A 15,211-nucleotide genomic window follows, 5' to 3' on the forward strand; every position below is an offset into this window, starting at 1 on the left:
TATGGAAGAACTTATTGCACTCGACCAAACCATACTTGGGTTCTTCAATGGCAGCGACTCGCTTTATGTTGACGGGCTGATGCTTGTGCTTACCAATGCTCTGACATGGGTGCCGTTGTATATTGCGTTGATTGTTGTAATAATAAAGAACAACGAGACGATGCCGCAGATATTGTTGACAATCGGATTTGCGGTATTGTGTGTGTTGATTACCAGTGTATTGTCAGAGAATGTCGTAAAACCATATTTCGGACGTTTTAGACCCACCAACGACCCTTTCATAAAATACAGCATTGATGTCGTAAACGGCATAAGGGAGACAAAGTTCGGTTTCTTTTCTTCCCACGCAGCCAACACAATGGGCATTGCGACGTTCGTTTCACTGCTGCTGAGAAGTCGAAAACTTACATGGCTAATGATGCTTTGGTCGCTTGTCAACTGCTATACGCGTTTATATCTCGGCGTGCATTATCCCGGCGACATCCTTGCCGGACTGCTCTTTGGGGCTGCAACGGGCTTCGGTGTATATATTATATATAATAAAGTATATCGGCGAATATCCCTCAACATTAAATTCATCTCAACACAATACACGTCAACAGGGTATTGTAATGACGACATAAATATTGTCTTCGGTGTAATGATGTTTACGTTGCTTGTCGCTTCCGTGGCTGCAATATTCGTATGATAAACTTAAAAGAACGATGAGTACAAAAGAAATAAGGATAGAAAACTACGATTACGAACTGCCGGACAGCAGAATAGCGAAGTTCCCGCTGGCACAGCGAGACCACAGTAAACTACTGTTGTACGACAAGGAAACGTTGGGTGAAGACTCTTTTTTCAATCTTCCGAAACATATTCCCGGTGGTTCGCTGATGATTTTCAACAATACAAAGGTAATACAGGCACGTCTCCATTTTCGTAAAACTACGGGTGCGTTGATAGAGGTTTTCCTTTTGGAACCATACCTCCCTGCCGACTACGAGCGCATTTTCCAGCAGCAAGAGTCTTGTTCTTGGCTTTGCATGATAGGCAACTTGAAGAAATGGAAGGGCGAGACACTCGTCCGCGAGATAAACATTGCCGGCAAGACCGTCACCTTGAGAGCCGAGAAGAAAGAAAAACCGGCATCGTCACAGTATGAAAATGTTTGTTTCTCATGGGATGGTGGCGGACTGTCGTTCAGCGAACTGCTTGAGGCAGTGGGCGAACTGCCGATACCGCCATATCTGAATCGTGATACGGAAGAAAGCGATAAAACTACATATCAGACCGTATATAGTAAGATAAAGGGAAGTGTCGCGGCGCCGACGGCAGGACTTCATTTCAGCTATGACGTGCTGAAAGCACTCGATGACAACGGGGTTGAGCGTCAGGAGGTAACGTTGCATGTCGGAGCTGGTACGTTCAAACCCGTGAAATCTGACGAGATAGGCTCCCACGAAATGCACACGGAGTATATTTGCGTAAGGCGCGAGGTGCTGGAAAGCATCATCGAGCACGATGCAGAGGTCGTTACGGTAGGCACTACGAGCGTAAGAACCATTGAGAGTTTGTATTTCATAGGATGCAAGATTGCCGAATGCAAAGAGATTGCAGAAGAAAAACTGCATGTAAATCAATGGGAACCGTACGAGAACGAATGCGTACTGACGCCGAAAGATGCCTTGCAGGAAATAATAGACTACCTCGACCGTAATCACCTTGTCTCACTACATACGAGTACGCAGATTATCATCGCTCCGGGATATGAATATAAGTATGTTAAGAAACTGATAACAAATTTTCATCAGCCGAAAAGCACCCTGCTCCTGCTCGTAAGTGCATTCCTCAAAGGACATTGGCGCGAGGTTTATGACTATGCCCTCGACCGTGATTTCCGTTTCCTGAGTTACGGCGACAGCAGTCTGCTTACAGCCCCCGAAAACAAAATATAATAACGCAAGCCAATGAAATACGGATTTATTACAGTGGCATCGGCAATACCATCGGTAAAGGTTGCCGACACGGAATACAACACAGACGAGACGATAAGGATAATCGACGAGGCCGAAGATAAAGGAGTAGAGATAGTTGTTTTCCCGGAGTTGGGCATAACGGCATACTCTTGTCAGGATCTTTTCCAACAGCAAGTGTTGCTCGACGAGACGGAACGTGCTGTATGCAGGATTTTGGAACACAGCACGACATTGGACATTATTGCAATAGTCGGCATCCCCGTGGCGGTAGATTCGATGCTGTTAAACTGCGCCGTCGTCATTCAGCAAGGGCATATTCTGGGCGTCGTTCCTAAGACGTTCCTGCCTAACGATTCCGAGTTTTCCGAAAAACGATGGTTCGTTTCCGCCGGAGACATACCTTATGACACTGTGATTAAATATGCAGGACATACTGTCGAAATTTCTCCACGTCCCGTATTATTCCGTACAAGCGACGGCGTGACGTTCGGAATAGAGATTGGCGAAGACCTGTGGGCTCCGATACCGCCAAGCAACAATTTGGCAGTTTCCGGTGCAGACATTATCTTCAATCTTTCGGCATCAGACGAATTGACAGGCAGACACGAGTATCTGTTCAATCTCGTATCGCAGCAGAGCGCACGCAATATATGCGGGTATGTATATAGTTCGTGCGGTTTCGGAGAGAGTACGCAAGATGTCGTATTTGCCGGCAATGCATTGGTCTTTGAGAATGGCAACATGCTTGCCGCCGGCAAACGTTTCTCCATGGAGAGACAAATAGTTGTTGCACAGATAGACGTGGAGCGTTTGCGCTCCGAAAGGCGGCACAACAGCACATTCGTCACGGCAGAAACACTCGTTAAAGAGAGACCGAGAGTGGCAGACTGCATGGAAACGCTTTGTTCGCATGACAAATTCCGTCTTGTCCGCGACATAAGTCAGACACCTTTCGTGCCGTCTGCCGAAATACTGCAAGACAGGTGCGACGAGATATTCGGCATACAGGTTATGGGACTTGCCAAACGACTTGTTCATACAAAATGCAAGCGTGTGGTACTCGGCATCAGCGGAGGGCTCGACAGTACGCTTGCACTGCTCGTATGCGTAAAGACGTTCGACAAACTGGGAATGTCGCGAAAGAATATTCTCGGGGTTACCATGCCGGGATTCGGTACTACCGACCGCACTTACCGTAACGCCGTATCGCTGATGAAATCGCTTGGCATAGATATGCGCGAGATAAGTATTGCCGATGCCGTCATTCAACATTTTAATGATATTGGGCATAACATTGACAATCACGATGTTACTTACGAAAACTCACAGGCACGCGAACGCACACAGATATTGATGGATTTGAGCAACAAGGAGGGCGCATTGGTTGTCGGCACGGGCGACCTTTCGGAACTGGCACTCGGCTGGGCAACCTACAACGGCGACCATATATCCATGTACGGAGTCAATGCAGGCATACCTAAGACACTTATACGTCACCTCGTGAAAAGTGTGGCGGAGAGTGCCGATATTGATGAAAAATCACGCACCACCTTGCTTGATGTCATTGACACGCCGATAAGTCCCGAACTTAAACCTGCCGACGACGAAGGCAACATAAGCCAGAAGACTGAGCAACTCGTGGGACCTTACGAGTTGCACGACTTTTTCCTGTATCACATGTTGCGCTGCGGATTTACGCCAGAAAAGATACTTTTCCTCGCGAAGCATGCCTTCAAAACCGGTACAGAAGAAGAGAAATACGACGAAGAAACCATAAGACACTGGCTCGGGGTGTTCATGCGAAGATTCTTCTCGCAGCAGTTCAAACGCTCGTGTCTCCCCGACGGACCGAAAGTGGGTAGCGTAAGTCTCAGCCCGCGAGGCGATTGGCGAATGCCGTCGGATGCTTCCTGCAACGTGTGGAGTGTCTGATGGCATTGCTACATAATAACTCTTTACATGCAAAACAGGCGAATTTGCAAATCAAAACAGGCGGTTTTGCCTTTCAATTTAGGCGGTTTTGTTTTCCAATTCCGATGAAATTGCAATGATAAAACTCATTAAACTTTAAATATCTGTCAATTAAATATTAAGCCTATGCGTATAATTTATGTAATGTTAATTGTTTTGGCAAGTGCCCTTAATTGCAGTGCGCAAGGCACGGGACTTAACTCTGCATACCTGAAATACATCAAGCAGTATTCCGGTTTGGCGGTTGAGCAGATGAAGTTGTACAGGATACCGGCGAGCATAACTCTTGCCCAAGGACTGATAGAGAGTGGGGCGGGGCAGAGCGAGTTGGCACGAAACGGCAATAATCATTTCGGTATTAAATGTCACGACTGGCAGGGAAGAAAAGTATACCACGATGACGACCTCGTCGGTGAGTGCTTCCGGGCATACGACAATGTACGCCAAAGTTACGAAGACCATAGTCTTTTCCTCGTAAAAGGTCGTAGGTACAGAAGCCTTTTCTCACTGTCAATTAACGACTATCGCGGTTGGGCAAGAGGACTTAAAGCCGCCGGATATGCCACCAACCCGTCTTATGCCGAAATATTGATAAGAATTATAGAGCAGTATCGACTGCATGATTTCGACAAAGGTAAGGTACATCATAGACGACCGATAGGAACAGATGAAGAAGATTTTAATGTATTGGTGTGCAACGGTACCCCCTATGTCGTGGTGAGAAGCGGAGATACGTTCCGTACCATCAGCGACATGACCGGAGTCTCTGTCAGACGGCTGGCAAAATATAATGAAATGCCTAAGAATTCGGTTCTGAAGCAAGGCACGCCGATATATCTCCAAAAGAAACCCAAACGTGCATCAAAGGCATATCGGGGCAAGTATCACGAGGTACGGGTTGGCGAGAGCATGCATTCCATTGCACAATTGTATGCAATGCGCGTGGAGACTTTGTACAAGATAAACTGTCTTTCGCCGGACTACGGTATAAAAGCAGGCGACAAACTGCGCATCCGATGACTCGCCAAAACTGTTCGGAATAATGCTGCGGCATGTTAATCCTTTTTCTCGCAAATGCGTAAATTTAGTGTTAAATGTTTTCGTGTTTGTGGAAAAAGTATTAACTTTGCCATGTTTTAAAGGCTTGGAAAACGTTCAGGGGGCATTTAAACGGCCTCTAAAAGCATTTTTAAAGAAATTAACAATATAATATAAGATGGACGAAAATCAGGTATTTGATCAGGACAGGATTATAAAAATCAATATTGAGGAGGAGATGAAAGCCTCCTATATCGACTATTCTATGTCGGTAATCGTAGCGCGCGCCCTTCCGGACGTGCGTGACGGGTTCAAGCCGGTACACCGGCGCATACTGTACGGAATGAAAGGAATAAACAATGTCAGTTCCCAACCATACAAGAAATGCGCACGCGTGGTAGGCGAGGTTCTCGGAAAGTATCACCCGCACGGTGACAGTTCGGTGTATGGGGCATTGGTTCGCATGGGACAAGAGTGGAACATGCGATATACGCTCGTTGACGGACAAGGCAATTTCGGTTCGGTAGATGGCGACTCGCCTGCTGCCATGCGATACACGGAGTGCCGCCTCTCGAAGATGGGCGAACAGATAATGGACGACATTGAGAAAGACACCGTCGATATGGTTAACAACTTCGACGACTCGCTCACAGAACCGAGCGTTATGCCGACGAAGGTGCCCAACCTGTTGGTCAACGGCGGCAACGGTATTGCCGTGGGTATGGCGACAAACATGCCTACACACAACCTCGGCGAGGTAATCGACGGTTGCTGCGCATTTATAGACAACCCCGAGATTGATACGGACGGACTGATGAAATATATCCCGGCTCCCGATTTTCCGACAGGGGCATACATATACGGCTTGCAGGGCGTGAAAGAGGCTTACGAGACCGGCCGCGGGCGGATAATGATGCGTGCAAAGGCAGAGATAGAGAGCGATGAGAACCACGACAAGATTGTCATTACAGAGATACCGTACGGTGTAAATAAAGCACAACTGATAGAATATATCGCCGACCTCGTGAAAGAGGGAAGACTCGAAGGTATTTCCAATGCCAACGATGAAACCGGTCGTCAGGGCATGCGCATAGTTATCGACATAAAGAGAGACGCAAATGCAAATGTCATACTTAACAAATTGTTCAAGATGACCGCGTTACAAAGTTCGTTCTCCGTTAACAACATCGCATTGGTACCAAGCCGCAACGACCATTCAAAGTTGTATCCCAAACTGCTCACGCTGCGTGAATGTATAGGATACTTTGTCGAACACAGACACGAGGTAACAATACGCCGTACCAAGTTCGATCTCAAAAAGGCTCGCGAACGTGCACATATACTCGAAGGATTGATAATAGCATGCGACAACATTGATGAGGTGGTACACATCATACGCGGCTCCAAGACACCTTCAGACGCTCAGCGCAATCTTGAGAAACGTTTCGAACTCGATGAATTGCAGTCGAAAGCCATAGTGGATATGCGATTGTCGCAGTTGACCGGGCTTCGAATGGATCAGTTGCATGCCGAGTATGACGAACTGATGAAGCAAATTGACTACCTTCAGAGCATACTTGACGACCCGGAACTCTGCAAGAAAGTGATGAAAGACGAACTTCTGGAGATAAAAGAAAAGTATGGCGACGAGCGTCGTACGCAGATAGTACCGGACGAACACGAGTTCAATGCAGAGGATTTCTATCCCAATGACCCCGTGGTAATTACCGTGAGCCATCTCGGATACATCAAACGCACTCCGCTGTCGGATTTCCGAGAGCAGACAAGAGGCGGAATAGGTAGCAAGGGAGCAAAGAGTCGCGATCAGGACTTTACCGAATATATATACCCCGCAACAATGCACCAGACGATGATGTTCTTCACAAAGAAAGGACGTTGCTATTGGCTGAAATGCTATGAAATACCGGAAGGAGACAAGAACTCGAAAGGAAGAGCCATTCAGAATATGCTAAACATCGAACCTGACGATCAGGTTACGGCATTCATGCGGTTGCGCAACAAGGGTCTTAACGACGAGGATTTCGTAAATTCACATTATGTGGTATTTGCCACAAGGAATGGTCTCGTGAAGAAGACACTGCTTGAGGCTTACTCGCGTCCGCGTGCCAATGGTGTCATTGCAATAAATATAACGGAAGGCGATGAGGTTGTTGACGTAAGACTTACGAACGGACAGAACGAACTTATCATTGCCAATCGCAACGGAAGGGCAGTTAGATTCAATGAGAATGCCGTCCGAGTGATGGGACGCGTGGCAACCGGAGTGAGAGGAATGCGCCTTGACGATGGTGACGATGCCGTTGTTGGCATGGTGGTAGTCAACAAACCGGACGAGGAAACGATAATGGTGGTCAGCGAGAACGGTTACGGCAAGCGTTCGCAAGTGGAGGAGTACCGTGTGACAAATCGTGGAACGAAAGGCGTTAAGACTCTGAATATCACAGAGAAGACGGGACGGCTCGTTGCAATAAAAAATGTCAACGATGACAACGACTTAATGATAATCAACAGGAGCGGCATAACGATAAGACTGTCTGTTGGAGAGTGCAGAGTCATGGGCAGGAACACACAAGGCGTAAGACTTATAAACCTTACAAAGAAAAATGATGTAATAGCAAGCGTATGCAAGGTTATGAGTTCCGAAGTGGAGGCTCTTGCCGAGCAGAAGAGTCGCGAGGCTTTTGCCCAAACCAACGAGGCATTCAGGAATGATGCGGGACAGTCTGAAATGTCTGTCGGCAATATTGATACAGAGGATAATGAAAATGTTACTTTGGTTGACTTTGAAGAAAACGAAGAGAATAATCAATAAAGAAATAATATCAACCTTTTAAAATTAATTATTATGAAGAAAATAATGATGATGGCGGTTGCTGCCTTGTTTGCTGCATCAGCCAATGCACAGACAGACATCGTCAAGATGGTAAAAAAAGCCAAGACGTATGATGATGCCATGCAACTCGTTAATCAAGGAGTCACAACCTTGAGTAACGAAGATAAAGGTAAGGTGTTCACGAAAGTGTGCGACCTTGCAGCAAAAGAATTTTCAAGCGAGGGAGACAAATACATAAAGAAAGACATTAATCCGGAAGGGTTTGATGCCAACAAGGTTTACTCGGCTGCTCGAAACTTTATCAATTCTGCCATAACACTGCGCCACATAGACTCTAAGGCAACAGTAAAGTATATAGATCAAATAAACAAAGCACGCGCAATTCTGCTTGATGCCGGTCAGGAAGGTCTTGACACAAAAGATTACGAAAAAGTGCTTTCCAATCTCGGACTTTATGTGGATGGTGCAGAAATAGTTTATGACGGCAAGGTGGAGATGGATCCCAATGCGGCACAGATTGCATATTTCGCAACTTATGGTGCATCCGAAATGAACGATTTTAAGAATGTACAGAAATATTCCATGTATGCACTCAACGACTCTGTATATGGTGCAACATCAATGCACCTTCTATTGACAGCCATGGAGAAGCAGGTGAAGACAAATGAAGACTCTGTGAAATTCGTGCAGACAATAAAGGGATACGTAGGCAAATATCCCGGCGGTAAGGCAGACGATGCCGTGCTTGGCAAGATTGTTATGTTCTATTCCAAACCGCAACATGCCGGAGAGGTTGAGAAAATACTTAACGATGCCATTGCCGCCAACCCCAATAACAAGATGGCATGGGCATTGAAAGGTCAGACCGAACTCTACAACATGAACTACGATGCAGCCATTGCCGCAAACAAGAAAGCACTTGAGATTGATGCAAAATACACACAGGTGCGTTTCAATCTCGCTGCAAGTCAGAAGGAAAAGGCCATGTCCATAATTGACAAGGCAGGCGGAAACATGACAGAAAAGGCAAAAGCATTGATTAACGAAGCCCTTGCAAACTTTAACATTATACGTGAGCAAGACCCGAACCATGAACTCGTACAGTGGAAATACCCGTTGGCTCAGTGCTATTATATTCTCGGAGACAATGCTAAGTATGAAGAAATTCAGGCTCTGCCGTAATGTCGGATAATAAAGAAAGACTTAAAGAAGAATGGTAATTAGGAAGTATTTGTTTCTTACAATGCTTCTCTTGATGACATTAAGTCCGTGCATGAACGCTCAGAAGAAAGAGATCGCTCAGGCACGGACTTATATAAAGAGTGGCAAAAACCTTGACAAGGCAGAGGCGTCGATGAGAAAACTGCTCGCCGACAGCACCAATGTTGATAATGTCAAGATATATACGACACTTGCAGAGGTTGTGAGAAAGCAGTATGAAGGGATAAACGAAAAAGTTTATCTGCGACAGCCGTACGACACAGCGGCGTTTTTCAATACTGCCAAAAAGATGTTTGTCGCATACGAGAAATTAGACAGTGCCATTGTGAAATATGGAAAGAAGAATGACGCTGCAGAGAAAACGCGTGTCAAGAATGCAGAATATCTGAATGCATACAGAGCCAATCTGTATAACGGGGGTACTTACTTTCTTAAGAATAACGATTTCGGCAAAGCTTTCGAAATGTTCGATACATATCTGGATTGCCGTTCTCAGCCTCTGTTCGGCGGCATCGGACTCGACTCAAACGACAATCTTGCTCCGATGGCGGCATCACGTGCATTGTATTGCGGGTACAAGATGCAGGACAACGGCATAGTTATTCGCTGTAAGGCTCTCGCCTTGAAGGATACGCTGATGCTTGAACGTACGTTGCAATACCTTTCGGAAACATATTCTTTTATGAATGATACAACAGAATATGTCACAATGCTCCACGAAGGTTTCAATCGTTTTCCTCGCTCGAACTATTTTTTTACACATCTGATGGACTTTTACTGTACAATATTCGATTATGAGAATGCATTAAGTATTGCCGACAAGGCTCTCGCAAACGACAGCACCGAGATATTGTATCTGTATGCAAAGAGCAATATCATGCTCAATATTCGGAAATACGAAGATTGCATATTGTTGTGCGACAAGATTATTTCAATCAATGACTCTATGCCGGAGGCGTATTATAATGCCGGAATTGCTTATCTCGACAGTGCTTTGTCAATGGAGGAAGGGCGTGTGAGCAATAAAAAAAGACAACGGATAAAGGAATTATATTCTCGCTCGTTGTCTTATATGGAAAAGTATAGAATGCTGCGGCCGAATGATAAGCGCAAATGGGTTTTCGCCTTATATGATATTTATCTGAATCTTAATATGGGCAGGGAGTTCGAGGAGATTAACGCTTTGTTGAGAGAGAAATAGGGCTTTTTATTTGAACTTTATGTTTTGAAACCCTACGAGTCTGTCGCAGCGTTCTCCCGTTCCTCTGTAATAAACGTATGCTTGATAGGAGTTCTCTGTCTGATGAAAATTCCCTTCGGTAGGCATTGTTTGCGACACTCCCGACGAATCAACCATTACATATTGATAATTGTAATAACCTTGTTTCTGTAATACGGTGGCTTCATAGCATGAGGTGTTGTCGTTGTAAATCATTTCATACTTGGGAATAAACCGGTTGTTTGTCCAAATACCGTTTATATATACTCTGCCGTTTACCTTTTTAGGGCAGTGTAATCGGTAGTGTACAAGTACGTATTCGGATGTTCTGTCATTCTCGATGTTGTCGCTGTTGCGTATGTAGAACGCTCCGTTGGCATCTTCATCGTACAGATAATTTATCCTCTCTTCTGTGGCGAAAGGATAAATGTTATAATTTTTACCGTCCCATTCAAGGTAATCTATTCCCATGGTTGGGTGGTGTATGTCTAATATCTCATATTTGTGGAACTCGTTTCCTGCCTCGAATATAAGGTCTTTGCAGTGTTCCCATCGCAGTCCGTCTGTCATCATGTATTGCGGTTGGGCATTAATCTTTGCATTGTCCCATCTTTGGTTCTGTGTTACCGCTGTCTTTATCTGTGTTTTGTGATTGCTTACCGACATGCCGCCGTAGTTGACAACCATTGACACCTGCTGGTGGCGGTTGTTTATGTCTATGTCTGTGTTGGATGACACATCAATCGAAACGCCCATCTGTGGGTCGAGAACCATGAAGCAGGCTGTGAACACCGGTTCGTTCCCGGCATTCTCGTCATATACCGTTATTTTGTAGTTGCCGCTCAGTTTCAGTTTGCAATAATCGTTGGGGATTGTAAACGAGTAATGGTTGTACAAGATGTTGGTGTTCATTGACTCCACAACATCGTCTATCGTGTTGCCTTCGGCAAATCCGTCAATATAGTCGCTTGCAAAAAGTTCGTCCGAGACGGTCCAATCTGCCTCGCAATGCTCAATTTTGTAAGTATATCTTTGGTAAGTATGCGTCAAGTCGTCGAATGATATATGTATGTAGTTTGCATGGCTTGTACCATTCAGTCTTATCAACGGAGGCGACATCCAATTTTCGCCTGCCACCACTTTCAGTGTGGCTATGCGCTCATTGTATATTTCGTTTCTCTGCGCTGCCGCGCCATACGGGAACAACATGGCAGCCAGTATGACGTAAACAATCTTATACATAATATTTTTCTTTATATAACGCAGAGATATGGAATTTTATTGTAACTTTGCACTTGAAATATAAAATGTTGATATGATACAGGTGGAAGTAAGCGATGAAACCCTCCGTCAGGCAGCCGGCAGGGGTATGGACGAGTTCGTGCAGGTTTTCGTCGACGGCATCTATAATGCCATCGGTGGAAGATTGACTCACGAAACGATGCAGGAATTAAACTCCGACCAAATTACCTTGCTTGCATATATAATGTTGCGTGATGAGGTGATGAACGGTGGTTTCGTACAACTCATCCACAACGGATACGGTGAGTTTATCTTCAAAAACCCGTTTGCAAAGGCTGTCAAGGTATGGGGAATGAAAGACTTGTGCCGTATGGTATATGATGTACACACCTTGTATGTGAAATATGGTGAGGATATAATGAAAGAATGTACAGACGACGAGTTCATGGCATTGTTCGAACAATATCCCGAATTTGACGAGTATGATGACAGGTTCGTTGAAAATGAAGAGCAATGGACAGAGAAAGTCGCTTGTTATATAGACTCTAACATCGAGAATTTTGCCAAGATAGTTTAATATGGGCTTGTATAAATTGGCATTGTCGGATTGATTGGTCGTTTTCGAGTATGGAATGGTGGTTAACCAAAGAGTGTGACCGGCATCATAAGTTAACGAATTAATGCTTTGGAGTTGAAATAAGACTATTAATGACAAAACGTCACTTACGAGACAAAGTTATTTTTTAAGGTGTTAAGTTATAGAACCCGCCTTAACGGAATCATTTAAGAAAAGATGAACAAGGAAGAAGAATTGCTCAGGAAGAAGAGTCCTGTAAACATAAGAAACAAGAAAGCATCGTTCGAATATTATTTCGTTGATGTGCTGACGGCAGGTATAGTACTTACCGGAACGGAGATAAAATCTATCCGGATGGGGAAAGCATCGCTTGTTGATTCGTATTGCTATATACACAACGGCGAGATATGGGTAAAGGGAATGAACGTCTCTCCGTATATCTATGGCTCATATAGTAATCATGATAGTAAGCGCGAGCGCAAGTTGCTTCTTACCAAGAGAGAAATACATAAATTGGAAGAGGCTTCCAAACTTCCCGGATATACCATTGTGCCTATACTGCTTTTCATTAATGACAAGGGTATGGCAAAGGTGGATATAGCCTTGGCACGCGGCAAGAAAATGTATGACAAGAGGCAGACCATCAAGGAAAAAGAAGACCGACGCGAGATGGACAGAGCCGTGAAAAGATTTTGATGCCTTGAAGGGATATTCTTTTTCGCGTGGTAACAAAGATAATAAACAAGCATAGCATGCGTATATATAAGTAAGAGTGATGAATTGAAACCATGTGTAATTTATAAAATATTGTTATGAAAAGATTGTTTTTTGCCATTATTACGGCATTATTCATAGTTGCTGTCGGATTTGCAAAGACACGCTACAAGATTGTTTATAGTGCGGAGAAGAACGAACAGAACCGTGTATATATAAATCCGTTGCACGAGGTAAATATGATTATTGAGCGTGACGGAGACAAATCTATGACCATCGACGGGAAAAAGTTTGTACTTTTCAACAAGATTGTGAAAGAAAACCGGTATTATTCATCGGTGCAGTATGATGCCGCCGACCTTTCGGGCAGAATCTACGTTGTTAGTTTCAAGCATTGGAAAGATGTTGATCCGGCATTGGAATATCAAGTGGTTATATTCTCAACGACAGACATATACAACTGGACATACTATCTCTCCGAGAGACCGGTGGAGACTGAATGATAAATTTAATTCGTTTATGAGGAGTAAAAGATGGCACTTGCTGCCCGGTCGGGAAATTACCGAACTCGACAAGCGAGTGATGTATTGGGAAGGAAAAGGGAAAGAAGTACCCACGAGGGATTTGATAAAGACACCCGAGCAGATAGAAGGAATAAGAACGGCGGGCAAACTCAACACGGCCGTTTTGGACGAGGTGGCCAAGAACATACATGAGGGTATGTCAACTCTCGAAATCGATAAAATTGTATATGACTATACCACGCAGCACGGTGGAACTCCGGCTCCTTTAAATTATGAGGGCTTTCCGAAAAGTGTGTGTACCAGTATAAACGAGGTGGTGTGCCACGGCATACCGAAGGAAGAGGACATACTTCAGGAAGGAGACATCATAAACGTTGACTGCACGACAATCCTCAACGGATATTTTGCCGATGCATCGCGAATGTTCATCATCGGAAAGACAACACCGGAGAAAGAAAAATTGGTGCGTGTGGCAAAAGAATGTCTTGAGATAGGAATGCAAGCCGCAAAACCGTACTGCTTTGTGGGAGATATAGGCAATGCCATACAGAAGCATGCCAAAAGGTACAATTACGGTATTGTGCGCGACCTCTGTGGTCATGGTGTGGGTAATGCGTTTCATGAAGAACCCGATGTGGCACATTATGGACGTAAAGGCACCGGCATGCTGCTTGTTCCCGGTATGGTGTTTACCATAGAACCAATGGTAAACATGGGTACATGGAAAGTTTTCATAGATGGTAACGACCCTTATAGTTGGGAGGTAATATCAGAAGACGAGATGCCGAGTGCGCAATGGGAACATACTTTCCTTATGACAGAGGAGGGAGTGGAAATACTCACTTATTGAAATAAAAATGAATGCTATATATATATTAGGTATAGAAAGCAGTTGTGACGACACTTCGGCAGCAGTCTTGCGCAACGGGGTGTTGCTCAGCAATGTAACCGCATCGCAAGACGTACATAAAGCATACGGCGGCGTAGTGCCGGAACTTGCATCGCGTGCCCATCAGCAAAACATCGTTCCGGTAGTTGATCAGGCTCTGAAACGAGCCGGCATAACAAAAGAGCAATTGGCGGCGATAGCATTTACCCGCGGACCGGGTCTAATGGGGTCTCTGCTTGTTGGAGTGAGTTTCGCAAAAGGTATGGCACGTTCACTCGAAATACCACTTATAGACGTGAACCACCTACAAGGACATGTAATGGCACATTTCATAAAAGAGAGTGACGAAGATTGTACCGCTCCGCCACTGCCCTTTATATGTTTGTTGGTAAGCGGAGGAAACTCGCAGATTGTGAAAGTTAATGCGTACAACGACATGGAGATACTCGGACAGACAATAGACGATGCTGCAGGCGAGGCTATAGATAAATGTTCGAAGGTAATGGGACTTGGATATCCGGGAGGACCGATAATAGACAAGTTGGCACGTCAGGGCAATCCGCAGGCTTACAAGTTCAGCGAACCGAACATTCCAGGATTTGACTATAGTTTCAGCGGACTGAAAACCTCGTTCCTTTACAGTCTGCGAGATTGGGTTAAAGAAGATCCCGATTTCGTGGAGCATAACAAGGAAGATCTTGCGGCATCGCTTGAGCATACTGTCGTAAGCATATTGATGAAGAAATTGCGCCTTGCCGTAAAGCAGACCGGAATAAAACATGTTGCACTGGCAGGAGGAGTGAGTGCCAACAACGGGTTGCGCAATGCTTTCCGCGACTATGCCGAACGATACGGATGGACTATCTATATACCCAAATTCAGTTATACAACGGATAATGCGGCAATGATAGGCATAACGGGATATTACAAATATCTTGACCATGATTTCTGTACAATCGACAAACCGGCATTCTCGAAAGTGACTTTCAAATAAAATAAAT

13 protein-coding genes are annotated in these 15,211 nt (G+C 44.9%); 12 read left to right on the forward strand and 1 reads right to left on the reverse strand.

The features are described from left to right. Nucleotide 1: 1 nt before the first annotated feature. From EII32_RS00535 to EII32_RS00565, 7 genes are all read left to right on the forward strand, one after another. On the forward strand, nt 2-688 hold the full coding sequence (locus EII32_RS00535; RefSeq protein ID WP_125233510.1) for a phosphatase PAP2 family protein: 687 nt from the start codon (nt 2-4) through the stop codon (nt 686-688). Nucleotides 689-704: 16 nt separating this feature from the next. After that, nucleotides 705-1,940 carry an S-adenosylmethionine:tRNA ribosyltransferase-isomerase gene (locus EII32_RS00540; protein ID WP_125233511.1) on the forward strand — a complete coding sequence of 412 codons (1,236 nt, stop codon included), beginning with the start codon at nt 705-707 and terminating at the stop codon, nt 1,938-1,940. A 12-nt stretch (nt 1,941-1,952) separates the two neighbouring features. Further along, complete coding sequence (locus EII32_RS00545) at nt 1,953-3,893, forward strand: NAD(+) synthase (RefSeq protein WP_125233512.1); 1,941 nt, start codon at nt 1,953-1,955, stop codon at nt 3,891-3,893. Between the two features lie 195 nt (nt 3,894-4,088). Next, nucleotides 4,089-4,952 (forward strand): glucosaminidase domain-containing protein, encoded by an 864-nt coding sequence (locus EII32_RS00550; protein ID WP_317125316.1) that lies wholly within the window; start codon nt 4,089-4,091, stop codon nt 4,950-4,952. Nucleotides 4,953-5,148: 196 nt separating this feature from the next. Then, complete coding sequence (gene gyrA / locus EII32_RS00555; RefSeq protein ID WP_125233514.1) at nt 5,149-7,803, forward strand: DNA gyrase subunit A; 2,655 nt, start codon at nt 5,149-5,151, stop codon at nt 7,801-7,803. A gap of 33 nt (nt 7,804-7,836) precedes the next feature. Beyond that, nucleotides 7,837-9,006 (forward strand): tetratricopeptide repeat protein, encoded by a 1,170-nt coding sequence (locus tag EII32_RS00560; RefSeq protein WP_125233515.1) that lies wholly within the window; start codon nt 7,837-7,839, stop codon nt 9,004-9,006. A gap of 31 nt (nt 9,007-9,037) precedes the next feature. Then, the gene (locus EII32_RS00565) at nt 9,038-10,246 is read left to right on the forward strand and encodes a hypothetical protein (protein ID WP_125233516.1); all 1,209 of its coding nucleotides are present in this window, start codon (nt 9,038-9,040) and stop codon (nt 10,244-10,246) included. A gap of 6 nt (nt 10,247-10,252) precedes the next feature. Here EII32_RS00565 and EII32_RS00570 read toward each other — a convergent pair whose 3' ends face one another. Beyond that, complete coding sequence (locus tag EII32_RS00570) at nt 10,253-11,506, reverse strand: DUF5103 domain-containing protein (RefSeq protein WP_125233517.1); 1,254 nt, start codon at nt 11,504-11,506, stop codon at nt 10,253-10,255. A 73-nt stretch (nt 11,507-11,579) separates the two neighbouring features. Here EII32_RS00570 and EII32_RS00575 point away from each other — a divergent pair, with 73 nt between their 5' ends. From EII32_RS00575 to tsaD, 5 genes are all read left to right on the forward strand, one after another. Then, nucleotides 11,580-12,083 (forward strand): DMP19 family protein, encoded by a 504-nt coding sequence (locus EII32_RS00575; RefSeq protein WP_125233518.1) that lies wholly within the window; start codon nt 11,580-11,582, stop codon nt 12,081-12,083. Nucleotides 12,084-12,299: 216 nt separating this feature from the next. Next, a complete protein-coding gene (gene smpB, locus EII32_RS00580) occupies nt 12,300-12,779 on the forward strand; it encodes an SsrA-binding protein SmpB (protein WP_125233519.1) in 480 nt (159 codons plus the stop codon). Between the two features lie 116 nt (nt 12,780-12,895). Then, entirely contained in the window at nt 12,896-13,300 is a 405-nt protein-coding gene (locus EII32_RS00585) for a hypothetical protein (RefSeq protein ID WP_125233520.1), read from the forward strand. Nucleotides 13,301-13,316: 16 nt separating this feature from the next. Further along, the gene (gene map / locus EII32_RS00590; RefSeq protein ID WP_125233521.1) at nt 13,317-14,171 is read left to right on the forward strand and encodes a type I methionyl aminopeptidase; all 855 of its coding nucleotides are present in this window, start codon (nt 13,317-13,319) and stop codon (nt 14,169-14,171) included. A 7-nt stretch (nt 14,172-14,178) separates the two neighbouring features. After that, nucleotides 14,179-15,204 (forward strand): tRNA (adenosine(37)-N6)-threonylcarbamoyltransferase complex transferase subunit TsaD, encoded by a 1,026-nt coding sequence (tsaD, locus tag EII32_RS00595; protein WP_125233522.1) that lies wholly within the window; start codon nt 14,179-14,181, stop codon nt 15,202-15,204. Nucleotides 15,205-15,211: the final 7 nt, after the last annotated feature.

The organism is Prevotella sp. OH937_COT-195 (genome assembly GCF_003932845.1).
Lineage (GTDB): Bacteria > Bacteroidota > Bacteroidia > Bacteroidales > Bacteroidaceae > Prevotella.

What these genes read in the sequence shown, in the direction of transcription:
- EII32_RS00540 (WP_125233511.1), top strand. Translation starts at nt 705, where the DNA reads ATGAGTACAAAAGAAATAAGGATAGAAAACTACGATTACGAACTGCCG.
- smpB (WP_125233519.1), top strand. Translation starts at nt 12,300, where the DNA reads ATGAACAAGGAAGAAGAATTGCTCAGGAAGAAGAGTCCTGTAAACATA.
- map (WP_125233521.1), top strand. Translation starts at nt 13,317, where the DNA reads ATGAGGAGTAAAAGATGGCACTTGCTGCCCGGTCGGGAAATTACCGAA.
- EII32_RS00560 (WP_125233515.1), top strand. Translation starts at nt 7,837, where the DNA reads ATGAAGAAAATAATGATGATGGCGGTTGCTGCCTTGTTTGCTGCATCA.
- EII32_RS00570 (WP_125233517.1), bottom strand. Translation starts at nt 11,506, where the DNA reads ATGTATAAGATTGTTTACGTCATACTGGCTGCCATGTTGTTCCCGTAT.
- EII32_RS00545 (WP_125233512.1), top strand. Translation starts at nt 1,953, where the DNA reads ATGAAATACGGATTTATTACAGTGGCATCGGCAATACCATCGGTAAAG.
- EII32_RS00535 (WP_125233510.1), top strand. Translation starts at nt 2, where the DNA reads ATGGAAGAACTTATTGCACTCGACCAAACCATACTTGGGTTCTTCAAT.
- gyrA (WP_125233514.1), top strand. Translation starts at nt 5,149, where the DNA reads ATGGACGAAAATCAGGTATTTGATCAGGACAGGATTATAAAAATCAAT.
- tsaD (WP_125233522.1), top strand. Translation starts at nt 14,179, where the DNA reads ATGAATGCTATATATATATTAGGTATAGAAAGCAGTTGTGACGACACT.
- EII32_RS00565 (WP_125233516.1), top strand. Translation starts at nt 9,038, where the DNA reads ATGGTAATTAGGAAGTATTTGTTTCTTACAATGCTTCTCTTGATGACA.
- EII32_RS00575 (WP_125233518.1), top strand. Translation starts at nt 11,580, where the DNA reads ATGATACAGGTGGAAGTAAGCGATGAAACCCTCCGTCAGGCAGCCGGC.
- EII32_RS00585 (WP_125233520.1), top strand. Translation starts at nt 12,896, where the DNA reads ATGAAAAGATTGTTTTTTGCCATTATTACGGCATTATTCATAGTTGCT.